Origin of the sequence: Mesorhizobium sp. RCC_202 (assembly GCF_041355295.1) — a bacterium.
GTDB lineage: Bacteria > Pseudomonadota > Alphaproteobacteria > Rhizobiales > Rhizobiaceae > Mesorhizobium.
Map to the genome: position 1 here is coordinate 281,748 of NZ_JBFUPO010000009.1, position 24,405 is coordinate 306,152.

Sequence of the window (24,405 nt, forward strand, 5' to 3'; positions counted from 1 at the left end):
ATGAAACCCTCTATCCCTTTTTGGCGCAATTCCGGACGGAAAGCCGTTACACACTTTTCCTGGAATTGCGCTGGTCAGCCGGCGGGGCGCAAGCCCGTTAGCTTCAGTGCGCCAAGCGCCAGGAAGCAGAGCGCGACAACCGGGAACACGACCCAATTCAGCATCGTCCAGCCCCAGGCATTGTAGACCGCGCCCGACATTAGCGAGGCAAACGCAACGGAGCCGAACAGGACGAAATCGTGAAAACCCTGCACCTTGCCCTTCTCCGAGGGGCGATAGCTGGCGGCAACCATAGCGGTGGCGCCGATAAAGCTGAAATTCCAGCCGAGGCCGAGCAGGATCAACGACGTCCAGAAGTTCCACAGCGCGATACCGGACAGCGCGACCGCCGCGCAACCGATGAGCAGGACCAGCCCAGTCGCGACGATGCGCTCGGCGCCAAAGCGATGGATCAGCGAGCCGGTGAAGAAGCTTGGCCCGAACATCGCCATGACATGCCAGGAAATACCGAGTGCTGCGCTGTCTTCGGAAAGGCCGCAGCCGACCATGGCCAGCGGCGCGCCGGTCATGACGAAGCTCATCAGCGCATAACTGCCGACGGCGCAAAACAGCGCGGCGACGAAACGTGGCTGCGTTGCGATTTCCGCCAACGGACGCGCGTCGTTCGCCGTGGTCTCGGTAACGACCTCCGCACGCTTGGAAACGCGCAGGAATGACAGGATCAGCGCGCCGACGGCGGCCAATGGCAGGATCGAGGCGAAGGACCCAGCAAACATCACCGGCGCCAGCAGCTCGCGGGTGTAGATGACGATCTGCGGCCCGAGGATGGCGGTGATGATGCCGCCTGCCAGCACAAAGGAAATGGCGCGCGCCTTGAATTCAGGCGGCGCGTTGTCGGCGGCGGCAAAGCGGAACTGCTGGACGAAAGCGCCGCCGACGCCCGTCACGCAAAGACCAAAGGCAAACAACCAGAAGCTTGCCTGGTAAAGCGCAAGCGTTGCGACCAGGCCGCCAAGCGCGGTGGCGATGGTGCCGGTCATGAAGCCGCCGCGCTGGCCGAGCCGGCGGATGATCGCGGCCGCCGGCAGGGCGCCGAGCGCGACGCCGATGTTGTAACCAGTGACCGGCGCTGTCGCCAACGATTTGTCGGCACCGAGCAGATACTGGCCAGCAAGCGCGCCGAGCGAAATCGCAATCGGCGCCGCCGAGCCCACAATCGCCTGCGCCGCCGCGAGCAGAATCGCGGTGCGGCGCGCGCTGCCGCCGGTTTCGGCGACCACCGCCGCGGTCGTCATCAGGCATCCTTGCCCCGTCCTTCGCCGCGCACCCGGCGCGAAACCCGGTCGAGCACGGCGTTGACCAGCTTCGGCTCGTCCTCCTCATAGAAGGCCTTGGCGATGTCGACATATTCCGAGACGATGACGGCCACCGGCACGTCCTCGCGCTTCATCAATTCATAGCAGCCGGCGCGCAGGATGGCGCGCAGCGTCGAATCCAGCCGCGACAGCGGCCAGTCCTCGGTCAGCGCCTGGCGGATGACCGGATCGATGGTCTTCTGGTTCTCGACGACGCCGGTCAGGATGGCGCGGAACCATTGGGCATCGGCTTCGCGGTAGAGCGCGCCGTCGACTTCCTTGCCGAGGCGGAAGGTCTCGTATTCGGCGGTGATCTCGAAAACGCCGCTGCCGGAAACATCCATCTGGTAGAGCGCCTGGACGGCGGCAAGACGGGCAGCGCCGCGCTTGTTGGCGTGGCGCACCGTACCGGTCGAGGCGGGATCGGTCACGATTGGGCTCCGAATTTCTCTTTCAGCGCAATCATGGTCAGCGCCGCGCGCGCGGCAAAGCCGCCCTTGTCGCCTTCCGTCTTCCTGGCCCGTGTCCATGCCTGGGCGTCGTTCTCGGTGGTCAGGATGCCGTTGCCGATCGCGGCCGCTTCCTGCACCGAAAGGTCCATCAGGGCGCGGCTGGATTCATTGGCGACGATGTCGAAATGATAGGTGTCGCCGCGGATGACGGTGCCGAGCGCGACAAAGCCGTCATAGTGCGTGCCGCCATCGGCCGCACCGTCGAGCGCGAAGCAGATCACGGCCGGGATTTCGAGCGAGCCGGGAACCGTCACCACATCATAGGTGGCGCCGGCTTCGTCGAGCGCGCCGGTCGCGCCTTCGAGAAGCGCGTCGGCGAGATCGTCGTGAAAACGCGCCTCGACAATAAGCAGATGCGCCTTCGCCTTTGGGCGAATAAACGCTTTGCCATGTTGGGATGTGCCAGCCATAAAAGTCTCCGGGGGGTTGCCGGTGACTTAGGCCGAAGCGGGGTTGACCGCAAGCGGAAGATTGGCGGAGGGCGGCCTGCCTCAGCGCATCTTTGGGCAGGGTGCCGGGAGCGGAAAGCGGGTACCGAGGCTTTCGGCCCAGGCGAGAACAACTGCGTGATCCACCACACGACCGGCATCTACATCGGCCATTGCTTCGCGCGTAAGCCGCTCTTGTTCTTTGGAATCCATGCTTTCCATCCAAACTACTTTCTCTCTTAAAGAGTGCGGCGGCCTGTCGTCACGCCTTGGCTGCGGCTAAATCGCTCGCCGTCCCCGTCGCGCGACAAAAATCATTATGTCATCAAACATGTCTTCGACGGCACCGCAATTAAGACCGGTTCGGCGAAGATCGCAGACAAGTTCCAAAACGGAACCTATGTCGATGGCGCCGTGAATGCGCGCAATGTGGCCGAGCCCGATGATCGAGATGTTACGCACCGAGGGGTCCGCATGCCGTGCGTATTTCAAGCAGACATCCTGCGCAAGGCACCAGTCGTCGTGCCATGAAATGCTGACGATTGCTCTAATCTGCTCACCGACATCATCGGAAAGCAGATCTTTATAGGTCTGTGAACTGTCGAGGTCCCGGACCGCCTCGTAGGCCAGATTTTCAGTTTCGCCGCTCAAATGCCCTCCCTAGGGCGGCCGTCACGCCTGCCATTTGGCGATCCTCAAAGCCCCTCTTTCGCCGCCTCCGCCAGGCGCGCGGCGTAGCGGGCCATTGTGTCGATCTCGATGTTGACGCGGTCGCCTGCCTGGCGCTCGCCCCAGGTGGTGACGCTCAGCGAATGATGGATCAAAAGCACGTCGAAGCGGGTGCCTTCGACCTTGTTGACGGTGAGCGAGGTGCCGTCGAGCGCGACCGAGCCTTTCGGCGCGATGAATTTCGCCAGATGGCGCGGCGGTTCCAAGGTGAAGCGCACGGCATCGCCCTCCTCCTTGCGCTCGACGATCTCGGCCATGCCGTCGACATGGCCGGAGACGATATGGCCGCCGAGCTCGTCGCCGATCTTGAGCGCGCGTTCGAGATTGATCCTTGTGCCGGATTTCCAACTTGAAGCCGTGGTCAGCCGCAGCGCTTCTTCCCAGGCTTCAACTTCGAACCAGCGCGCGTTCGAGCCGTGCTCCGGCAATGCGGTGACGGTGAGACACACGCCGCCGCAGGAAATCGAGGCGCCGATGGCGATGGTCTCGAGATCGTAAGCAGTGTCGATACGCAAGCCGATGCCTTCGGCCAACGGCTTCACGGCAGCAACAGAGCCGACATCGGTGACAATTCCGGTAAACATCAGAGATCCCTTACCCATTCAGCATAGCTGTCTTCGCCAAAGCGCATCTCGCGCAGCTTGCGAAAACCTGCCGGGATATGGTCAGCGTCGAGCGGCGATGCAATGCCGTCCTCGCCGATCGCTTCCGGTCCCTGGAAGAGCACGATGCGGTCGACCAGGTCTTCGTCGAGGAACGCCCTGGCGACCTGGGCGCCGCCCTCGACCAGCACGCTTGCCATGCCGAGCGCCGCCAAGTCCTCGAGCAGTTCCGGCAAGGCGACGACGCCATCATGGGTTTCGGTGCCGATGAAGCGCACGCCCTGACGTTCGAGCGCAGCACGCCGATGCGGATCGGCTTCGAGGCAGGAAGCGACATAGAGCGGCACGCGGTCGACGCCCGACACCAGCTTCGACGCTTCCGGCAGCCGGATCTGGCGGTCGAGGATGATGCGCGCCGGCGAGCGGTTCTCCAGCCCGGGCAGGCGCACGGTCAGCGCCGGATTGTCTTCCAGCGCGGTGCCGATTCCGATGAGGATGGCATCGGACTCGGCGCGCATCAGATAGACGTCGCGCCGCGCAATCTCGCCGGTGATGGCAACCTGGCCGGCGCCCTTGCGGCCGATCTTGCCGTCGCTCGAAAGCGCAAGCTTGAGAGTCACTTCCGGGCGTTTCTTCAGCGAGCGGATCAAATAGCCCGCCATCTGCTCGGCGGCCTCGGTGGCCAACACCTTCTCGACCACCTCGACGCCGGCGGCGCGCAGGATGGCGTAGCCCTTGCCGGAGACGCGCGGGTCGGGATCGCTCGCCGCCCCCACCACCCGCGCCACGCCGGCATTGACCAGCGCGTTGGCGCAAGGCGGCGTGCGGCCGTGATGGGCGCAGGGCTCCAAAGTAACGTAAGCCGTGGCCCCCCGCGCGAGTTCGCCGGCCTCCGCCAGCGCCTCGGTTTCGGCGTGCGGGCGGCCGCCGATCGCGGTAACGCCGGTGCCGACGATCATCGGACCGGCGCCATCGTCGCGGACCAGGATCGTGCCGACCGACGGATTGGTCGAGGTGCGGCCGGCATTGCGCCGCGACAGCCGGATGGCAGCGGCCATGAAACGGCGGTCAAGGGCCGCTTGTTCGGCCGCGCTCAGTTGCGGTCCCGCCATGCTCAGCCGGCGTCCTCTTCGGCTTTGTCCTCGTCGCCCTTCAGTTCGCCGAGCAATTCATGGAAATCCTTGGCCTCGCGGAAATTGCGATAGACCGAGGCGAAGCGGACATAGGCGACGTCATCGAGCGACTTCAGCGCCTCCATGACCAGCTTGCCGACCTCGCCCGAGGCCACTTCGGTTTCGCCCGAGCTTTCGAGCTGGCGCACGATGCCGGTCACGGCGCGGTCGATGCGTTCGGGATCGACGTTGCGCTTGCGCACGGCGATCTCGACAGAGCGCAACAGCTTGTCGCGGTCGAACGGCACTTTGCGGCCGGACTTCTTGACCACGACAAGATCGCGCAATTGCACGCGCTCGAAAGTGGTGAAGCGGCCGCCGCAATCCGGGCACACCCGACGCCTGCGGATCGCCGCGCCATCCTCGGCGGGGCGCGAATCCTTCACCTGCGTATCTTCGGACTGACAATAGGGGCAGCGCATGGAGAGCCTTCGGTTGGCGATTCTCGGGTGGAGGAAAGGCTTAGTGCCTTTTGCCGCGATGGCAAAGCACGCAGACCTTTCCTGCCTCAGAGATAGCGAGGCGCGAGCAAGATTGCCAGCGCCCTGCCCCGAACGCTTTGCCTCAGGGCGCCACGTCCTTGGTCGGAAAACCGCAGGCGGTGCCCAGATTGCGATAGGCCTTGGTGAACCCGTCCATCGGGACGCTGGCAACCGTCTGCTTGCCAAAACTGATATCGAGCGAGGTGACCTTGCGCATGGCCCGCAGCACGGCAAGGCTCGTCTTGGCCTGGTTGTCGACCGTCCAGCTGGGACGGCCGTTGACGGCGTCGTTGGAAAAAACCGTGGCCGAAACCTTGACGCCAGGGTCGCCGAAGGTCGCCGCGATCTTCTTGCCGGTCGGCAGGCCCACCGTATCCAGGGTAATCAGGATGGCCGGATAGGCGTTGGGCGGCAAAGCGTCGCCGGTCGAGATCGACAGCGTCAGCGTGCCCGGATTGCCGCTGCCGTCGACGAAAGCGGTCGAGGCGGCGCAGGTCTTGTGCGCGTCCTGGCCGCTGTCGAGCGTATCGATGATGGTGGTCCACCGGCCGAAGGTGGTGGTGGCGGGCAAATCCGCATCCGGTTTCGTTTCGTCCTGGGCGACCGCGCCGGAGGCTGCGAAAACGCTCAGCGAGCCAAACAAAGCCGTGGCGGCAAGACGGGACACACGCATCATCAAAATCTCCAGTAAGCCGCGCCGGCCAAGCGAGCGGCGCAAGCGCAGGATAAAAGATGACGCGCGACGCGCGGTCAACCGCGGCAGAGGATCAACCGAGATAGGGGTAGAGCGGGAAACGATCGGTCAGCGCCGCGACCTTAGCCTTGACGGCGGCCTCGACGGCGGCGTTGCCCTCGTCGGAATTCGCCACCTTGAGCCCGTCCAGCACCTCGGCGATCAGCTTGCCGATCTCGCGGAACTCGGCCTGGCCGAAACCGCGCGTCGTGCCGGCCGGCGTGCCGAGACGCACGCCCGAGGTGACGAAGGGCTTTTCCGGGTCGAAAGGAATGCCGTTCTTGTTGCAGGTGATGTTGGCGCGGCCAAGGGCAGCCTCGGCGCGCTTGCCGGTGGCGTTCTTGGGTCTGAGATCGACCAGCATCAGATGGTTGTCGGTGCCGCCCGAAACGATGTCGAGGCCGGTTTCCTGCAGGCTGGAGGCCAGCGCCTTGGCGTTGGCGACGATGCTTTCGGCATAGGTCTTGAAGCTCGGCTTCAGAGCTTCGCCGAAGGCGACCGCCTTGGCGGCGATGACATGCATCAGCGGACCGCCCTGCAGGCCGGGGAACACCGCCGAGTTCATCTTCTTGGCGATGTCCTCGTCGTTGCACAGAATCATGCCGCCGCGCGGGCCGCGCAGCGACTTGTGCGTCGTGGTGGTCACGACATGGGCATGGGGCAGCGGCGATGGATGCACACCGCCGGCGACCAGACCGGCGATGTGCGCCATGTCGACCATCAGGTAGGCGCCGACCGCGTCGGCGATCTCGCGAAAACGCTTCCAGTCCCAGACGCGCGAATACGCGGTGCCGCCGGCCAGGATCAGCTTCGGCTTGGTCTCATGCGCGGTCTTCTCGATGGCGTCCATGTCGAGCAGATGGTCTTCCTTGCGCACGCCATAGGAAACGACCTTGAACCACTTGCCGCTCATGTTGACCGGCGAGCCGTGCGTGAGGTGGCCACCGGAATTCAGGTCGAGGCCCATGAAGGTGTCGCCGGGCTGCAGCAGCGCCAGGAACACCGCCTGGTTCATCTGGCTGCCGGAGTTCGGCTGGACGTTGGCGAAGTTGCAGCCGAACAGCTTTTTCGCGCGCTCGATGGCCAATTCCTCGGCCACGTCGACGAACTGACAGCCGCCATAGTAGCGTTTGCCCGGATAGCCCTCGGCGTATTTGTTGGTCATGATCGAGCCTTGAGCCTCGAGCACGGCCCTGGAAACGATGTTTTCGGACGCGATCAGCTCGATCTCGTGGCGCTGGCGGCCAAGCTCGTTGCGGATGGCGCCGAAAATTTCCGGGTCGGCATCGGCAAGCGTGGTCTCGAAGAAGGATTCGAATTTGCTGGAGGCTGCCGCGGCGTTTGACATGGCCTGAAATCCTTGAGGTTCGAGCAGAGGGAAACGTTGCCGGCCATTAACACGATTGTTTTCGGCTCGCCACGTTTGGGCCGCGAAATTTGCTGGCCGGTTTGCGCCAAGACAGGCCATCGGTGCGCACTATGGCTGCGCACGGCCCTTCAGCACCGCTTCGGAGAAGGTGACTTCGGTAAACAGCTTGCGCGCCGTGCGATCGTTGATGTCGCCACGGCGGAGCATTTTGTCCAGCTCGGCGCGCTCCGCCTCGATGCCGGCGAGCCTGAGCTCGACCTCAAGCCTTCCGGAATCGCGGGCGTCGGCGCGCGCTTCATCGCCGTCGTCGGACAAGGCGATGCGGCGCCGGTAGATGGAGACAACACTTTCGGCGATCGCGAGCCTTGCGTCGGCCGCCTCGCCTTCGCTGCCCTCGCTGGCGAGGCTTTCAACTTTGGCTATGGCGGCATTAGCGGCGCCGACCCGCGCCTTGCGTTCCTCGGCCGCGCCGGGGTCGTCACCGGGCTCGACGAGACCGCGCGCGATGGCCGGCAAGGTCAGGCTGGCGATTGCCAGCGAGCAGATGATGACGCCGGCGGCAAGGAAGATCACAAGATCACGGGCCGGAAAGGGTGAGCCGTCCTGCAAGGCAAGCGGCAGCGACAGGATGCCGGCAAGCGTGATCGCGCCGCGCACGCCGGCCACGGACCCGGCAAGCCTGACGCGAAAGCCGAACGGCGCCGCCTCGCGCTTGTCGAACCGCGCGGCGAGCATGGCGCCGATATCACCGATCCAGATCCAGATGAAGCGCAGGCCGATCAGGCAGAGCGTCAGCAAAAGCACGGTCAATGCCGGCTCGAACAACCAGTGGCGGGTCGTCAGCTCCGGCGGCACCTTGCGGATGATGTCGGGCAGTTGCAGGCCGAGCAGGATGAAAAGCGCGCCGTTGAACATGAAGATCAGCATCGACCAGAGCGAAAAGGCCTGGATACGCGCCGAGACCGCCATGTGGCGCACGATGCCGGAATATCCCGTCAAAAGACCGGCGGTGACCGCTGCCAGAATCCCCGAGGCCCCGAAATGCTCGGCGATGAGATAGGCGACGAAGGGCAGCAGGACGATGACGAGCACCTGCGCTTCCGGCGGCGTGCTGGTGATGCGGCCGAGGATCTGTAACGACTTCGCGGCGATGAACAGCGCGGCGATGCCGGCCAGGATGCCGACCGCCACGGCATAGAGGAAACTCAGCGATGCGTTGGCGAAGGAAAAGCTGCCGGTCAGCGCCGCGGCGACGGCGAAGCGGAACATCACCAGGCCCGACGCATCGTTGAGCAGCGATTCCCCTTCCAGAATGTGCATCAGCCGCGGCGGGACGGAAGTGCGGTCGACGATCGAGGACACGGCGACAGCGTCGGTCGGCGACAGCACGGCGGCCAAAGCGAAGGCGACAACCAGCGGGATGCTCGGTACCAGCCAGTGCAAGGCATAACCGAAGCCGACAATGGTGAAGAAGACCAGACCGATGGCAAGATCGAGGATCGGACCGCGCAGCGCCATCAGCTCGCGCTTCGGCGCCGAGAAAGCGTCGCCGAACAGCAACGGCGGAATGAACACCAGGAGGAAAAGCTCGGGCTCGATTTCGAAATGGATGCCCCGCGCCGGCCAGGCCAGCGCGGCGCCGATGGCGATCTGCAGCACCGGCAGCGGCACGCGCACCAGCTTCGACAGCGCGCCGGACACGGTGACGAAGGCGAGCACGATGAGGATGAAGATTGCGACGTCCATGGCGCGATTCCGGCTGTTTGCCGGACCATGCGCAATCGATGGCGCTGCGTCCAGCCGGCAGCCCGCCCGGGCCGCCCATCCGGTCAGCCGCGCTCGATCTGGCGGACGATCGACTTGTCCTCGATATGCTCGTCGTCGGCGAGCATCATCGCCTTGGAGATGATGAGCGAGAGGATTTCGTCGCCTTCGTAGGGGATGTAGCCGTCCTCCGCGCTGCCGCGACTGGCAGGCACGATGCAGAGATAGCGGTCGTTGGGCGCGATCAGGATGTTGCCGGAGCCAAGGTTGATCTTGTAGGTGGCAAGCTTGCCGTCGACCATCAGGAAATCGCTGGTCAGCGAGCACTGGTTGGCGATCGCCAGCCCGGGCAGAAGCTTGGCCAGGAAATCGCGACGCGACCTGGCAAGCTCGCTTGCCTGGCCCGACGAATAGCGGCGGTGGTAGTCGACGAATTCCGGCACTTCGGAAAGCGGATGGGCAGCCCCTGCCCCGCGGTCCTGCCAGTTGCGGTCGGCGCCGATCGAGGTGCGGCCGACGACCGAGTCGATATCGTACATCGCCTCGCAGAAGGCGCGCTCCGGCACGCTTTCGACCGGGATCGGATCGCCGGCCGGCTTGCCAGCCTTGTCCAGCGCATAAAACATGACGCGGTCGCAGGTGATGAAGGCGAAAAGTCGCCCGCCATGGTCTGCCGCCACACCTTCCTGGATACGGGTGCCGATGCCGGCGACCCAGTATTCGGCGGCGACGCCGAAATGCGGCAGCGTCAGGAAGACCTGTTCATGCTCGGCGCTGTTGCCGTCCATGGTGCGGTTGTAGGCCTGCCAGCCGCGTTTCTTGAGGATGCCCATTGCCGGCGCCTGCTCGAGGATGTGGCCGGCAAAGCGGTTCGAATAGGTGGCCGTCACGCGCTCGGCGTCGGTGACGAGGTAGATCGGCCGCCAGGCCTGAATGAAGGGCTGGCGGATGCGGTTCTCGGTCAGAAAATTGCGCCAGGCGGCGACCGTTTCGGCCGGGCTTTCCAGCGGATGCCAGAGGTGCACGCGCGAGGTTTTGTCGGGCGCTGCCAGCTCGCCGCCATCGGGGCCGACAAAAGCGCCGTCGCGGACCATGGCGATCGTTTCCACATCGCCGGAGCCGGAAAAACGCCAGATCAGTCTCTCGGTCAAAGTCCGCAACAGCCCGTTGTCGACCAGGCGGTCGTGCCAGCCGGCGAAATCCCAGCTGCGTCCGTCACGCCAGGCGGCCTCGATGCGGCGCCGCGCCTCCGGCAGGATGGTCTCGATGTCGGCCGCCGCCTCCTGCAGCTCGTCGGCGATCTCCTTTGCGCCTTCGAGCGCCAGGAACGCCTTGGCAATGCCGCGTTTGCGCTTGCCGCCCGCTTCGACCGTCGAGAGGCTCGCCTTGGTCGACGACGAGACGGTGAGCTCGACCTTCATGCCACCGAGCTCGACTGAGCGAACCCCACCGGCGCCGATGCCGTGATCGGCCATGGCCATTTCCTGCATGTCGTCCGCGGCAAGGCCGAGCCGCTTGCCGGCCTCGGCCAGCGCCCTATCGATGGTCTTCAGCATCACCTTGTCGGCGGTCTGCCGGCGGATGCGGCCGAGCGCGAAGGCCGCCTCGCGCGTGCCGATCTGGCCGAGCGACCAGATAATGCCCTGCATGGCCTTCGGTGAGCGGCAGATGCGCCTTTCATAATGCGTGACGAGGAGGCCCATGGCGAATTTTTCCAGCATCGGCACGGCCTGTTCGGCCGCGATGCTGGACAGACCGAGCGCGACGCCGCGCCCGACGATCTGATTGTTAGCGGAGTAAGCCGCCGTCAGCTTCGGAAGATCGTAGCGGCTGACTTCCGCCGAAACGCTGCGGCGCCAGCGCGTGATGCCGGGCGCGCGCACGATTGCCTTGAGGGCGGCACGGCGCACTTCGCGCCAGAAGTCCGCTGTACCGGCTTCGGGCATTATCTCGGGGTAGAGCGACGCGTTGTACTTACTGAACGCCGCGACATAGACGGCGATGTTGTTCTTCGCGGTCATATCGATGTCGGAGATTTTCTGCCCGATGCCGAGCGCCATCCAGCGGCTGAAGCAGCCAAGCACCGTGTCGGCGCCAAACGTCTTGATGAGGCGGTCGCACTCCTTGACCCAGGTCTTGCCCGGCACGCCATCGCCGGGGTCGACCAGATGATTGAGCAGGCTGCCGGAGGGGTCCTTGCCGTCCAAGGCAAACATCTCGATACCTGGAATGCCGAAGGAAGCGAAATCGAACGGCCAACCGCTGTCGATCGTCTTCGCGCGCTCGCGCAGTTCCCTGGTCACCTCGGGCGTCAGCGGCGGCAATCTGAGGAAGCTGTCGTCGCCGATTTCTCCGTGCAGGATCGTATGCAGCGCATTGCCGGTATAGTCCGAAAAGCCTTTCTCGCCCTTGGTGTTGCGGTTCCACCAGCCGAAGGTGAAGAGCGGATCCTCGCCGCCACCAAACACTTCGGCGAACAGCGCTGGATCGGTGAGCCAGCCCCTCCCGCCGTTCTCTGCCCTGAAACGTTCGGCCTCAGCGAGCAGCTTTGCCGCTTCGACCAGTACCGCATCCCAGAAGGCGATGCGTTCGGGTGACGGCTCGGTGTAGCCGAGGTCAGGGACGCGCGGCGCCTTGCAATCGCGCATGCGGGCGAAAAAGCCGTCCTGCTGGCCGACGCCGGCGAGCGCTTTCAACGAGACGATCAACGGCACGTCCGTCTTTTCCGGTCCGGTGTGCTCGCGATGTTCCGGCACATCGCAGATCAGCGCCATGATGCGCGCCGCGTTCTCGCGGTCGGTTGCGGTCAAGGCGAGCCCGTTACGCGCCGCCCGCTCGATCTCGCGCACGACGCCGAGCTTCGGCATTCCCTTGGGATAGGAGATGCTACCCTTGAGCCTCAGGCCGGGGATTTCCTCCTTGAGCCGGGCAAGTACATATGTCGCCCGTGCCGCATCGACCTCGAAGCCGACCTGCAGCAATTCGAGCCAGAGAAAATTGCAGGCGCGGCCGAAATTGCTGACGAGCTCGCTGCCGGGCCGATGGACAAAGACGCCATAATTGCTCATCTCGACAATCCAGCCGAGGCGCTGCTGCAACAGGCCGAGAAAATCGAAGAAGGTCGCCCGCTCCGGCGCCGAGAATTTGCGCAGCCCGGGGCGGATCGCATTGATATGTGCTTCCTGGCGGCTAGTCAGGGCATCGTTGCACGACTGGATGGCGGCGAGAAACCGATCGGCCAAGGGTCCACCGCCGAGTTTGCGGGCGGCCTGCAAATCCTCGACGAAGATCTCCGCTTCGATCCGGCGCTTTTCGTTGTAGCTGGCCACGCTCGCGGCGGCATTGCGCTGGATCTGCCGCAACAAGGTTTCGCCGGCCGGTGCTTCATTGCGCGGTGCCGCGCCAAGGCTGCCTGCAAGCGCGCGCAGGTTGGAAAGCCAGCTCATGCGATCAACCCCCTTTGAGTGGAATGAGCCTGATGAAGGTCACGTCGGTGCGCGGCAGGATGGGAACCATTTGATCGAGGTCGCTGAGCGGCCTGCCGTCGGCAAACAGCATGAAACCGTTCTTTGCGAATGCCGTCAGCGCCTTCTCGATTGCCTCCTCGGCACTGATCTTGTCGAACAGAAAGAGGTTGGGCAGATTTACGATCTCGTTGGGGCTGAGCCCGGTCGTATCCGTGTGGACCTTCTCGTGCTCGTGGCGGACGCGTTCCGCGATCAGCTGGCGCACCGTGCAAGGCACGCCTTCGTTCCATTCCATGACGAAGTTGCGCACGGGCTTGCGCGCGCCGACCTGGTCGTAAACGACAATATCGCTCATGGCCTTGCCCCCAAAGCTCGCCGCACTGTGCGCAAGTAGACATTACCGGCCGATGAAGACAAAATCCATGATTTGTGGATGGTGGACGAATAGCTAATGCAAAATGCATAAAGTCGCGCAGTTGTTTGGCGACGGATGCTTTAGCCGACTACCGAAATAACAAAACCCGCCAAGATGCCGGCCTGACCTGAATCTAGGCACGCCCTGCGACGCCAAAATGAAAAAGGCCGCTCAAGAGCGGCCTTTTATTCGAAATATCAGATACTTACTGGGCAGAGCTGATCTGCAGCTCTTGGGCGCCGTCAAGGGCGTAGATGTCGTCGCGGAACTGCACGACGCCGGGGCCGGTCGACCAGGCCGACAGATAGAGGAAGTGCACCGGCACCGGGTTGACGACATTGATCGGCGTGTTGTCGCCGGTCTTGATCGCGGCTTCGAAATGCTGGCGGTCCCATCCAGGCGTGTCGCGCAGGATCCAGGTGACGAGGTCGCGCACATTCTGGACGCGCACGCAACCGGAGGAATCGAAGCGCATCAGCTTGCCGAACAGGCTCTGCTGCGGCGTATCGTGCATGTAGACGCCGTCCGGGCTCGGGAAGTTGATCTTGACCGAGGCCATGGCGTTGTTGTTGCCCGGGTCCTGGCGGAAGCGGTATTTCGCGGCATCGTCCGTAGACCAGTCGATGGTCATCGGATCGACCTCGCTGCCATCCGGCGCAAACAGGCGGATGTGGCTTTCCTTGAGGTAGTTCGGATCCTTCCGCATCAGCGGAATGATGTCCTTGCGCACGATCGAGACCGGCGCGTTCCAGTAGGGATTGACGATGATCTCGTTGATCTTGGAGTTCACGATCGGCGTCTGGCGGTCGATCTTGCCGACGATCGCGGTATGGCGAAGCACGACGCGATCGTTCTCGACCGCTTCGACCTGCGCCGCCGGAATGTCGACCAGCACATAGCGGCTGCCCAGCGTGCCGGCCTTCTCCTTCAGACGCTGCAAATTGGTCTGCAACTGGCCGAGACGGATCTGCGCCGACACGTTCATCGCCGCATAGGTGTATTTGCCCATGGCGCCGTCGGCCGGCAAGCCATGGCGCAGCTGGAAGCGCTTGACCGCCGAGTCGACATAGGAATCGAAGGCCGTCGAGATGCCGGCGCTCTGCGGCAGATCACCCGAGATCATCAGGCGCTTGCGCAGCGGCACCACATCCGGATCGTCGACGCCGAGCTGCAATTTCTTGGTCGCCGGAACCTGCTCCCAGCCGCCCTGGGAAACGATGTTCTGGTACTGCGCCACAGCCTGTTCGGTGAAGGCCACGGTCTGCTGGCTGAAGATAGGCAGCGTCGAGGCCACCTTGTTGGTGTCGTTGGCTCGGGCGTCGAACTGGTCATCCCAATTGCCGCGGGTCGAGGATTTCAGAATGTCCCCGATCACGTCCTGCGCGTTTGCCTGGCCGGCGACCACGGCGGCAGCGAGCGCGGAGGCTCCGGTGAGGAAGAAACGGCGGCTGGTTCTCATGGCAGACATTCTTTGCTTAATCGCTCTCGCTCAATTCGCTGGCCGGGCGGCATTGTCCGCACTCTAGGATCGGCAAACTTAACATTTCGCCAACCATGAACCCGACGTCGCTCGGCTGCCAGAAACGCGCTGCCGCCACGCAGGTTCCAAGGAGCGCAGGGCATAGGCCCGCAGCTTCACCTGTCATTCGCATTGACCGTGATTATGGCGGCAACGTGGCCTTGGCTCGCGATTTGCTTGTGGTGGGAAGGTGGAAGGAAGCGGAGCGATGCTTTTTTGCATCGGCAGCGTGCCACTGTACCCTGGTCGGAGCTTTGCGCCTTGCGACCCCGAATAAGAATAAGGACCGGCGCGTTCCAGCACCGGCCCTTTATTGATTGCTTCCCCCGTCCGCGCTTCTTTGGCGCGGCTTGAACGCTGATGTCAGCTTACATCCGATAAGCGATCGTATCGTTCCAGAAGCGATCCAGGCGCTGCAGCGCGCGGTTCATCTGCTTGAATTCGTCGGTGTTGATGCCGCCGACCTGCTCGATCGAGCCGACATGGCGCTCATAGAGGCCGGCGACGACGTCGGCCACCTCGTTGCCCTTCGGCGTCAGCGAGACGCGGACCGAACGGCGGTCGATGCGCGAGCGCTGGTGGTTGATGAAGCCGAGGTCGACCAGCTTCTTCAGATTGTAGGAGACGTTCGAGCCGAGATAGTAGCCACGCGAGCGCAGCTCGCCGGCGGTCAGCTCCGAATTGCCGATGTTGAAGAGCAGCAGCGCCTGGATGGCGTTGATGTCGGAACGGCCGTTGCGGTCGAACTCGTCCTTGATCACGTCAAGCAGGCGGCGGTGCAGGCGCTCCACCAGCTGCAGCGATTCCATGTACAGCGAGCGGATTGCCTCGCGGCGATCGTCGGATACGTTTGCGGTCTTCGCCGCCGGACGCGAATTGATCATTGTCTTTGCCTCTCGTTTGTCGCCTTGGTGATTTTTTGTTTTTCACCTTGATCGCGACACTATCGAATACTCATAAAATTCGACTTAAACGCCAGGGCTAACAAGAGCTTACCGGTAAGAGGTTTCGCAAGACGCTTAACGATCGGTCACCCGAGCAAGAACAATTAACCTAAAGATTTAGCCAATGGATCTTGGGACAAAAACAGGCCGCGAATATCGGCCTTGGAGGCCGGCCTGGCTCTATAAGCGGAGCATGATGTGGTCCGAAAACCGCTTCACACTTTTCGGCGTCATGCTCATTGCCGAAGCTGGCGCTTCTGCATCCATATGGTGACGCGAAAGACGATGTAGAGCAAGGCCACGCAGGCATGCGAGACGACGATCAGCAGCCGATGACCGAAAAGCTCGGGTAAACCGGCATACATCACCGTTTCCGTCGCCGCGCAGATGACCCAGATCACCGGCCCCCAGGATGCCAGCATCCAGAGGCCGGCCGCGGCGAAGGGAAAGAACACGGCGAGCATGGCCGCCGCCACCTGCCAGTGCACCGGCATCAGGTCGAAGCGCCACAGCTCGCCCGGATAGATGCCGATCAGGCGGATCCAGTAGAAGATGCCGAATAAGAGACAGTAGCCGGCGATGACGCGCTGGAACCAGGCGAAGATCACCTCGGTTGTCGAGGGCTGCAGCATCACGCGCCTGGAGGTCACCTCGCTCACAGCTCGAGCTCCTGGTCGAGCGGCGCGAAATAGGCGTCGATCTCGGCCGCGCTGATATCCCCGAGGCTGGACGGCCGCCACTCAGGCGTCGAGCCCTTGTCGATGATCACAGCGCGAATGCCTTCATAGAAATCATGGCCGGCAAGCATGCGGTTGAGGATACGGAACTCCATCTTCATGCATTCGTCCATCGACAGCGTCGAGCCGGCGCTGATCTCGCGCCAGGCGACGTGAAGGCTGGTCGGCGAGCGGGTCCTTATCGTCGCCAGCGTCTTTGCGGCAAAGGCATCGCTGGCTGCCTTTTGCTCCAGGCTGGCGATGATGTCCGCGAGCGAGTTTTGCGAAAAATGGCGCGCGATCGAATCCAGGTCCTGCCGCTCCGTCTCGCGCTTGGCTGGGATGAAGAAATCGCGCAACTCGGCGTTCGGATCGTTGCTCGCCGCCAGCTCATCGAGCAGGCCTGCCTGATCCTGGGCCTTGATCGTGTGCGTGGCCAGCCCCGACCAAAGCGCATCGCCATAGCGGATGCGATTCCCGGTCAAGGCCAGATACATGCCGAAGCTGCCGCCGAGGTCCGGCAGCAGGTGGCTGCCGCCGACATCGGGAAAGAAGCCGATGCCGACCTCCGGCATGGCGAATTGCGCGTTCTCGGTCAGCACCCGATGCGAGCCATGAAAGGCGATGCCGACGCCGCCGCCCATGACGATGCCGTCGATCAGCGCCACATAGGGTTTCTTGAAGCGGGCGATGCGAGCGTTGAGCCTATACTCGTCGGCGAAGAAATCGACCGGTGGCTTACCAGTGCGGCGGGCTTCGTAAACGTGCAGGAGGTCGCCGCCGGCGGAAAATGCCCTGCCCTCGGCCTTGACGACCACGACGTTGATGCCCGCGTCCTCTTCCCAGGCATCGAGCGCCCTGGACAGCGCCTTCACCATGTTGTGCGTCAGGGCATTGAGCGCCTGCGGCCGCGTCAGCGTGACGACGCCGGCCCGGCCCATGCGCTCGAAGCGGATCTCGTCGCCGCCGCCAAAATCCATCGTGAAAGAATCCCTCCCCCGCGCCGGCGGGACTGAAGTGCTAAAGCGTGGCATGGGGATGCGTCAATGGTTGCTGACCGCCGCTGGCGGCCAAGCCCGCCAGGTGTTAGGTAACCGGCAAAGCACCGCATCCTCGCGGCCCGATGGATTTTCGAGCAATCGACATGGCTGGATTCTCTCGTCTCGTTGTTGGATTGCTAAGCCTCCTTTGGCTTGGAGGATCGTCCGCCTTTGCCGCCTCCGATCTTTACCAGGTGCAGGCCATCGTTACCGGGACCGGTGAGGCCAACCGGCAGATCGGTTTTCGCGATTGCCTGGACAAGGTGCTGGTCAAAGTCTCGGGCGACCAGCGGCTGACGCAGAAGCCGGAGATCCTGGCGCTGCGCGACAAGGCCGGTCATTTCGTCCAGTCCTTCCGCTACCATGACCGGCTGGAAGGCATTCCGATCCATGACGAGCAAGGCACGCATGACCGCCCGCACGACCTGACCTGCCTCTATAAGCCTGCCGTGGTCGACAAGCTTCTGGCGCAGCTCGGCAGCAAGCCCTGGCTCGGCGAACGCCCGCTGCTTGCCGTCTTCATGACTGCCGAGCAGGGCCAGCGGCATTTCGTGCTGACGGCTGACGAGGATCAGGGCGCAACGATGCGCGAATCCTTCGCCAACGCCACCGTTCCATTGCTGATGCACATCACATTCCCAAAGGCCAGTCAGTTCGGCGGCCTCGACGACAAGGCGCTCGCCACGGCCGACATGGCAAAGCTCGACGAGCTGGCGAAGAAAGCAGGAGCGGCCCGGGCGCTCGCCGGCTCGATCGTATGGAGCGACAAGGAACTCGGCTGGATCGCCGAATGGCGGTTGGCCAATCGCGGCAAGACCTATCGCTGGCAGGTGCGTGGGGTCAGCTTCGACGAGGCGTTTCGCGTGGCCATGCGGGGTGCCGCGCAGATCCTGTCGGGGAATGGACAGCCCTGATAACCGGAAAGCTACGGAGGGACAGCGCCCCTCTCTGCCCTAGCGGGCATCTCGCCCTCGAGGGGGAGATTGGCAGCTTCAACCTCTGGCACAATCGTGTCGCATTGGTCAGCGGCGGGAACGCGTGGTAAAAGCGCCACCGAAAAAGCGAGTTTTGGCGATGAACAAATTCACCCCAGCGACGAATAAATTCGCGCCGGCAAAGCCTGCCGGCGCGCGCAGCGTCGACGAGATCACCGGCAGCCGGCGGCTGCGGCGCATGCGCAAGGCCGACTGGTCGCGCCGGCTGGTGCAGGAAAACCAGCTCTCGGTGAACGACCTGATCTGGCCGATCTTCGTCATCGACGGCAAGAACACGCGCGAGCCGATCGCGGCGATGCCCGACGTCTACCGCCTGACCATCGATCTCGCGGTCAAGGAAGCCGAGCGCGCGGCCAAGCTCGGCATTCCGGCGATCGCCACCTTCCCCAATGTCGAGCTTGCGCTGCGCGACCAGACCGGATCGCACATCCTCGACCCCGACAACATCATCAACCGCGCCACCCGCGCCATCAAGGCCGCGGTGCCGGAGATCGGCATCATCACCGATGCCGCGCTCGACCCGTTCACCAGCCACGGCCATGACGGGATTTTGCGCGACGGCATCATCGTCAACGACGAGACGGTCGAGCAGGTCACCGCCGCGGCCGTCATCCAGGCGGCGGCCGGCGCCGACATCATCGCCCCGTCGGACATGATGGATGGCCGCATCGGCGCCATCCGCGACGCGCTCGACGCCAACGGTTTCCAGGACGTGGCGATCATGTCCTATGCGACGAAATTCGCCTCGGCCTTCTACGGCCCCTATCGCGAGGCGGTCGGCACCGCCGGCCTGCTCAAGGGCGACAAGAAGACCTACTATATCGACCACGCCAATTCCGACGAGGCCGTGCGCGAGGCCGAACAGGACATTGCCGAGGGCGCCGACATGCTGATGGTGAAGCCCGGCCTGCCCTATCTCGACATCATCCGCCGCCTGAAGGACGAGCTGCAGATGCCGACCTTCGCCTACCAGGTGTCGGGCGAGTACTCGATGATCAAGGCAGCCGCGGCCAATGGCTGGATCGACGGCGAAAAGGCAATGCTGGAATCGCTGCTTGCCCTGAAGCGCGCCGGTTGCGACGGCGTGCTTACCTATTTCGCGCCGACGGTGGCGGAGATGCTGAGGGGGTAGACCTAACCCAACCTCAGCGAAAGCCGCCATCGGACTTGGTGTCAGGAGCCTTCCGTAGCGTGCAGCGGAATGCGGAAAACTGATTGTTTTCCGCAATCAGTTAAACTAGACGGCCACTGATTGCAGATTACATCTGTTCAGGAGGCAATGATGTCCAAGCTGCGTGTCAACGCATTCACCTTGTCGCTCGACGGCTATGGCGCCGGTCCGGACCAGACCCTCGAACATCCGCTCGGCATCGGCGGCGAAAATCTGCATAAATGGATGATCGGCACTCGCACTTTTCGCCAGATGGTGATCGGCAAGGACGGCGGCACTACCGACACCGACGACAACTTTGCGGCGCGCAGCTTCGAGAATGTCGGTGCCTGGATTCTTGGGCGCAACATGTTCGCCCCGAGCCGCGGCGACTGGCCGGACGACGGCTGGAAAGGCTGGTGGGGCGCCAACCCGCCCTATCACGTGCCAACGTTCATACTCACCCAGTACAAGCGCGATCCGATCGTCATGGAAGGCGGCACGACTTTCTACTTCGTCACCGACGGCATCCATTCGGCGCTCGAGCAGGCGAAAGCCGCGGCCGGCGACAAGGATGTGCGGGTGGGTGGCGGCGTTTCGACGGTCCGGCAATATCTGCAGGAGAAGCTCATCGACGAGATGCACCTGGCGATCTCGCCGGTCCTGCTCGGCTCGGGCGAACATCTTTTCGCCGGCCTCGATATGCCGAAGCTCGGCTATCGCTGCACAGGGCAGATCGCGACGGCCGATGCGACGCATGTGATGATCGGGCGGGGGTAATTACAGCGTTTTCTCCCCGTCACTATACGGGGAGAAATGCCCGGCAGGGCAATGAGGGGCAGCGCTGCCGGTTGGAGACTGGCGAAAGCTACCAATTGGCGGCGAACTAAGGCTCAATTGCCAACGCCGGCGCCGCCCCTCATCAGCCCTTCGGGCACCTTCTCCCCGTGAACGGGGAGAAGGAAAAGTCGCTCAATACTTCTCCGGCACGTACAGCTCGCGCGGCAGCACCTGGCGCTCGTATTGCGGATTGAAGACGCGTTCCGGCAGCGTGATTTCCTCGTGCGGCACCTCTTCGTAAGGCAGTTGCTGCAACAGGTGGGCCATGCAGTTCAGTCGGGCCCGTTTCTTGTCGTTGCCCTCGACGATGAACCATGGTGCCTCGGGAATGTTGGTGCGGGCAAAAGTCTCCTCCTTGGCCTTGGTGTACTGTTCCCAGCGCACCCGCGACTGCAGGTCCATCGGCGACAGCTTCCACTGCTTCATCGGATCGTGGATGCGCATCAGGAAGCGCATCTGCTGCTCCTCGTCGGTGATCGAGAACCAGTATTTCACCAGCGTGATGCCGGAGCGCACCAGCATGCGCTCGAACTCGGGCACGTCGTGGAAGAACTCATCGACCTGATCGGCGTTGGCGAAACCCATCACGCGCTCGACGCCGGAGCGGTTGTACCAGGAGCGGTCGAACAGCACGATCTCGCCGCCGGCCGGCAGATGCGGCACATAGCGCTGGAAATACCATTGCGACTTCTCGCGCTCGGTCGGCGCCGGCAGCGCCACGACACGGGCGATGCGCGGGTTGAGGCGCTGGGTGATGCGCTTGATGACGCCGCCCTTGCCGGCGGAGTCGCGGCCCTCGAAGATCACCACCAGCTTCTTCTTGTGATAGGCGACCCAGGATTGCAGCTTGATCAATTCCGACTGCAGCCTGAGCAGCTCGCGGAAATAGGTCATGCGGTCCATGGAGGGCGGATGCGACTTCTTGTAGATCTTGGAAATCTCGAGGGAGAGCGCGGGCTCGGAAAGCTCGAGCTCATAGTCCTCGTCAAGCGTGTCCTCGAGCTCGGCTTCCAGCCAGTCCTTAGCCCCGGAATTCGGTTTCACTTCGTTCATCGCGTTGCTCCGCCTACCTGTTAGCCGCCTTCATTACGGGTGCCACACCAGCAAGGCCGGACACGCAACTCCGTAAGCCGACTGAGATACAGACGCGCAATGACGGTTTTATTGCAAGCCTGTGGTATTCGGCCCAGATTGCTGACTGTGATCGACCCGTATCGATAGCGGGGCGACAAACCGCGGGAATTGTCCTACAAATCCCCTCGCCTCTTTGCCGGCGCCCGCCACGGCGCCTCTCCAAAATGAAATCGCGAGGACTGACATGGAATACCGCACGCTGGGCCGTTCCGGCTTGAAAATTTCGACATTGACGCTCGGCACCATGACCTTCGGCGGCAGCGGACCGTTCGCCGCCGTCGGCAACTCGGATCTTTCGGAAGCCAGGCGCATCATCGACACCTGCATAGACGCCGGCATCAACCTCATCGACACCGCCAATGTCTATTCCAACGGGTTGTCGGAGGAGATCATCGGCGAGGCGCTGGCCGGCAAGCGCCCGAACGACGTGCTCATCGCCTCGAAGGCGCGCATGCGGATCGGCACCGGACCCAATGATGAAGGCCTGTCGCGCCACCATCTGATCCGCGAATGCGAGAAAAGCCTGAAGCGGCTGAAGACCGACGTCATCGACATCTATTTCCTGCACGAATGGGACGGTACGACACCGCTGGAGGAAACTATTGCAGCGCTCGACACGCTGGTTGCCCAGGGCAAGGTCCGCTATGTCGGCTGCTCCAACTATTCGGGATGGCAGGTGATGAAGGCGCTGGGCATCAGCGACGCCCAACACCAGCCGCGCTTCGTCACCCAGCAGATCCATTACACGCTGGAAGCGCGCGAAGCCGAATACGAGCTTTTGCCGATCTCGGTCGATCAGGGCCTCGGCGTGCTGGTCTGGAGCCCGCTGGCCGGCGGCCTGCTCTCCGGCAAGTATCGTCGCGACAGCCCGACCGCGCGCCAGATTGGCGGCTGGTCGGAACCGCCGATCCGCGACGAGGATCGTCTGTGGCGGATCGTCGATGTGCTGGTCGAAATCGGCAAGGCACGCGGCGTGTCGGCCGCGCAAGTGGCGCTTGCCTGGCTGCTAGGCCGCCCGGCGGTCTCGTCGCTGGTGATCGGCGCCCGCAACGAGGCCCAGCTCAAGGACAATCTCGCCGCGGCAAGCCTGACGCTCTCGCTCGACGAGCGCCTGCGTCTCGATGCCGTCAGCCGGCCGCCGGTGCTTTATCCCTACTGGCACCAGCAGTTCACGGCCAGGGATCGTTTCAGCCCCGCCGATCTGGTGCTCGACCGCAGCGATATTTAATCGCGCGGTTTACCCGGCGATGTAGCGCCAGACTTCCGGGTCGGGCTCGATCTGGCCGCTGAGCACGAAATATTTGTAGAGGACGAGCAGCGAGATCGCCTGCTCGTCCCGTTCGTTGCCGAATTGCCGGCAATAGGCGTTGGCCGCGGCGGTGATGCGTTGCGCCTCCGCCGGATGTTTTTCGAAATAGGCCACCTTGTCCGCCAGGTCGGAGAAATCCGGCGCCAGCGGCACGTAATGTACGTTGGGCTCGATCCGCGCTTCCTCGAACCAGGTCTCGTAGGTCGGCGGCGGCATGAGGCAGAGCGAGTTCGAGCTCATGATCCATTTGAGGTTGGTCGCGACATCATTGCCTTCGAGCGACACGATGTAGCGGTAGCGCCGCTGCTCATCGATACTGAGGAATGGTTTACGGTACTGGTCAGGCGCATCGGGCTTCGGCGAACCGGCATCGACGATCGGCAGACTTCCCACCGCTTCCATGAAACGCATGCGGATCGGGTTGTTGAAATGACCGCGCCAGACCGCCATCGAACGCTTGGCGGCGAAAGGCTGGCTGTCTGGCGGCATGTGGAAATGACGAAACTTGTTGAGCTTCATCAACACGCCGTTCTCGTTGCCTTCGACAATCGGCCGGTCCTTGACGATCCTCGGGATCTCCGGAACGCCGACGACGTCACCGAATTCGAGATCGATCCGCAGGCCGGGATCGAAGTAGCGGGCAAATTCCTTGAGGTCGTAATAATACATCGAGGCCGAGAACGGCACCTTGCCGGCGGGGATGGCAGCCGGGCTCGGGACGAAGGACGTCGTCAGCTTGTTATAGTAGTTCAACCGTTTGCGAACCGTCTCGCCCGAGAGCCTGGCCTGCTCAAGCCGCACGGCCAGACGGCTGCGGAACATGGCCTGAGGGGCAGCGTCGCGCGCGGCATTGCGCGCATAGTAAAACAGTTTTGCTGCAGTGCGTGAAATGGTGGCCATGCGTGCGGTTCAACACAAACGGTCGACGGCTGTTAGCGCCGGTCTCCATCCCTCCTACAGCATTGTGTCGCTCATGTTGCAAGCCCGCTAACGCCGCAGGCTTCGTGATGTCGGTCTTATCCTCAGGCCGCAACCACGGCAAAACCCCTGGCGCGCAGGCTGCGGCGATCATCGCGCAACGAGGTGACGAGGCGATCGCGGCTGCCGGAAATATGCGCCGATAGCAGTCTTGCCGCCGCATCGGCATCACCAGCTCGGACGGCAGCGAGGATGGCGTGGTGCTGCGCCCAGGCGCGGCTGAGCGCCGCTTCGTCGCGCACCTCCAACCAGCGGGCGCGCGACAGCCTGGTCATCGCGTCGCGCACGGCGCGCAACAGGAAGTCGTTGCCGGAAAGCCTGGCCAGCTCGATGTGGAAATCCATGCCGACGCGGTGCCATTCTTCGCGCGGCGTCTCGGCATCGCAAGAATCCAGCATGGCAGCGATCACGTCGACGCCGCTGCGGTCCTCGAGCACCGCCGTCAGCCTGACCGCCGCAACCTCGACCGCCTCGCGATAAACGGCGATCTGCGCGAGCTCGGAGAGATTGATCGGCGCCGCCGTCCAGCCGCGCCCATCCCGGCCAACCAGCCCTTCGGTTTCCAAACGCATCAGGGCAGCCCGCACAGGCGTGCGCGAGGCGCCGAATTGGCTTTCGATCCAGCGTTCGGTCAGCCTTTCGCCCGGACCGATCTCCAACCCGAGGATCATTTCGCGAAGCTGCTTTTCGACACTTAGCATCTGCGACATTGTCGTCCTGCTTTCCAGAGCCGCATTGACAGGGCCCGGCTT

Annotated in this window: 23 protein-coding genes; 4 read left to right on the top strand and 19 right to left on the bottom strand. The window is 63.4% G+C overall.

What is annotated here, in order from left to right; all coding sequences use genetic code 11:
• Positions 1-74: 74 nt before the first annotated feature.
• From AB6802_RS21790 to AB6802_RS21865, 16 genes are all read right to left on the bottom strand, one after another.
• Positions 75-1,295 (bottom strand): MFS transporter, encoded by a 1,221-nt coding sequence (locus AB6802_RS21790; RefSeq protein WP_371012236.1) that lies wholly within the window; start codon positions 1,293-1,295, stop codon positions 75-77.
• Positions 1,295-1,786 (bottom strand): transcription antitermination factor NusB, encoded by a 492-nt coding sequence (nusB, locus tag AB6802_RS21795; RefSeq protein WP_371012237.1) that lies wholly within the window; start codon positions 1,784-1,786, stop codon positions 1,295-1,297. Before nusB ends, AB6802_RS21790 begins: the two co-directional genes overlap by 1 nt.
• Positions 1,783-2,277 carry a 6,7-dimethyl-8-ribityllumazine synthase gene (ribH, locus tag AB6802_RS21800; RefSeq protein ID WP_371012238.1) on the bottom strand — a complete coding sequence of 165 codons (495 nt, stop codon included), beginning with the start codon at positions 2,275-2,277 and terminating at the stop codon, positions 1,783-1,785. Before ribH ends, nusB begins: the two co-directional genes overlap by 4 nt.
• Before the next feature lie 297 nt (positions 2,278-2,574).
• Entirely contained in the window at positions 2,575-2,946 is a 372-nt protein-coding gene (locus tag AB6802_RS21805; protein WP_371012239.1) for a hypothetical protein, read from the bottom strand.
• Positions 2,947-2,990: 44 nt separating this feature from the next.
• The gene (locus tag AB6802_RS21810; protein ID WP_371012240.1) at positions 2,991-3,608 is read right to left on the bottom strand and encodes a riboflavin synthase; all 618 of its coding nucleotides are present in this window, start codon (positions 3,606-3,608) and stop codon (positions 2,991-2,993) included.
• A complete protein-coding gene (ribD, locus tag AB6802_RS21815) occupies positions 3,608-4,738 on the bottom strand; it encodes a bifunctional diaminohydroxyphosphoribosylaminopyrimidine deaminase/5-amino-6-(5-phosphoribosylamino)uracil reductase RibD (RefSeq protein ID WP_371012241.1) in 1,131 nt (376 codons plus the stop codon). Before ribD ends, AB6802_RS21810 begins: the two co-directional genes overlap by 1 nt.
• Positions 4,739-4,740: 2 nt before the next feature.
• Entirely contained in the window at positions 4,741-5,220 is a 480-nt protein-coding gene (gene nrdR / locus AB6802_RS21820; protein WP_371012242.1) for a transcriptional regulator NrdR, read from the bottom strand.
• Between the two features lie 142 nt (positions 5,221-5,362).
• On the bottom strand, positions 5,363-5,956 hold the full coding sequence (locus AB6802_RS21825; protein ID WP_371012243.1) for a hypothetical protein: 594 nt from the start codon (positions 5,954-5,956) through the stop codon (positions 5,363-5,365).
• Positions 5,957-6,047: 91 nt separating this feature from the next.
• The gene (gene glyA, locus AB6802_RS21830) at positions 6,048-7,361 is read right to left on the bottom strand and encodes a serine hydroxymethyltransferase (RefSeq protein ID WP_371012244.1); all 1,314 of its coding nucleotides are present in this window, start codon (positions 7,359-7,361) and stop codon (positions 6,048-6,050) included.
• A gap of 129 nt (positions 7,362-7,490) precedes the next feature.
• On the bottom strand, positions 7,491-9,128 hold the full coding sequence (locus AB6802_RS21835; RefSeq protein ID WP_371012245.1) for a Na+/H+ antiporter: 1,638 nt from the start codon (positions 9,126-9,128) through the stop codon (positions 7,491-7,493).
• Between the two features lie 83 nt (positions 9,129-9,211).
• Positions 9,212-12,592 (bottom strand): DUF4132 domain-containing protein, encoded by a 3,381-nt coding sequence (locus AB6802_RS21840; RefSeq protein WP_371012246.1) that lies wholly within the window; start codon positions 12,590-12,592, stop codon positions 9,212-9,214.
• Between the two features lie 4 nt (positions 12,593-12,596).
• On the bottom strand, positions 12,597-12,968 hold the full coding sequence (locus AB6802_RS21845) for a hypothetical protein (RefSeq protein ID WP_371012247.1): 372 nt from the start codon (positions 12,966-12,968) through the stop codon (positions 12,597-12,599).
• Between the two features lie 265 nt (positions 12,969-13,233).
• On the bottom strand, positions 13,234-14,487 hold the full coding sequence (locus AB6802_RS21850; RefSeq protein WP_371012248.1) for a murein L,D-transpeptidase: 1,254 nt from the start codon (positions 14,485-14,487) through the stop codon (positions 13,234-13,236).
• A 428-nt stretch (positions 14,488-14,915) separates the two neighbouring features.
• Positions 14,916-15,431, bottom strand: coding sequence for a transcriptional regulator LdtR (ldtR, locus tag AB6802_RS21855; RefSeq protein WP_013896002.1), 516 nt, complete (start codon positions 15,429-15,431; stop codon positions 14,916-14,918).
• A 296-nt stretch (positions 15,432-15,727) separates the two neighbouring features.
• Positions 15,728-16,150 carry a DUF6163 family protein gene (locus tag AB6802_RS21860; RefSeq protein ID WP_371012249.1) on the bottom strand — a complete coding sequence of 141 codons (423 nt, stop codon included), beginning with the start codon at positions 16,148-16,150 and terminating at the stop codon, positions 15,728-15,730.
• Complete coding sequence (locus AB6802_RS21865) at positions 16,147-17,187, bottom strand: enoyl-CoA hydratase/isomerase family protein (protein WP_371012250.1); 1,041 nt, start codon at positions 17,185-17,187, stop codon at positions 16,147-16,149. Before AB6802_RS21865 ends, AB6802_RS21860 begins: the two co-directional genes overlap by 4 nt.
• 194 nt (positions 17,188-17,381) lie before the next feature.
• Here AB6802_RS21865 and AB6802_RS21870 point away from each other — a divergent pair, with 194 nt between their 5' ends.
• The 3 genes from AB6802_RS21870 (at position 17,382) to AB6802_RS21880 (ending at position 20,172) form a co-directional block, all read left to right on the top strand.
• Complete coding sequence (locus tag AB6802_RS21870; protein ID WP_371012251.1) at positions 17,382-18,161, top strand: DUF2066 domain-containing protein; 780 nt, start codon at positions 17,382-17,384, stop codon at positions 18,159-18,161.
• A gap of 160 nt (positions 18,162-18,321) precedes the next feature.
• Positions 18,322-19,374, top strand: a complete 1,053-nt coding sequence (gene hemB / locus AB6802_RS21875) for a porphobilinogen synthase (RefSeq protein ID WP_371012252.1) — start codon at positions 18,322-18,324, stop codon at positions 19,372-19,374.
• A gap of 150 nt (positions 19,375-19,524) precedes the next feature.
• A complete protein-coding gene (locus AB6802_RS21880; protein ID WP_371012253.1) occupies positions 19,525-20,172 on the top strand; it encodes a dihydrofolate reductase family protein in 648 nt (215 codons plus the stop codon).
• 192 nt (positions 20,173-20,364) lie between these two features.
• Here AB6802_RS21880 and ppk2 read toward each other — a convergent pair whose 3' ends face one another.
• On the bottom strand, positions 20,365-21,285 hold the full coding sequence (gene ppk2 / locus AB6802_RS21885) for a polyphosphate kinase 2 (RefSeq protein WP_371012254.1): 921 nt from the start codon (positions 21,283-21,285) through the stop codon (positions 20,365-20,367).
• 265 nt (positions 21,286-21,550) lie between these two features.
• Here ppk2 and AB6802_RS21890 point away from each other — a divergent pair, with 265 nt between their 5' ends.
• Positions 21,551-22,594, top strand: coding sequence for an aldo/keto reductase (locus tag AB6802_RS21890; protein WP_371012255.1), 1,044 nt, complete (start codon positions 21,551-21,553; stop codon positions 22,592-22,594).
• Between the two features lie 9 nt (positions 22,595-22,603).
• Here AB6802_RS21890 and AB6802_RS21895 read toward each other — a convergent pair whose 3' ends face one another.
• Together AB6802_RS21895 and AB6802_RS21900 are read right to left on the bottom strand one after the other, a co-directional pair.
• The gene (locus AB6802_RS21895; protein WP_371012256.1) at positions 22,604-23,575 is read right to left on the bottom strand and encodes a glycosyl transferase family 90; all 972 of its coding nucleotides are present in this window, start codon (positions 23,573-23,575) and stop codon (positions 22,604-22,606) included.
• Between the two features lie 122 nt (positions 23,576-23,697).
• On the bottom strand, positions 23,698-24,363 hold the full coding sequence (locus tag AB6802_RS21900; protein WP_371012257.1) for a GntR family transcriptional regulator: 666 nt from the start codon (positions 24,361-24,363) through the stop codon (positions 23,698-23,700).
• Positions 24,364-24,405 lie beyond the last annotated feature (42 nt).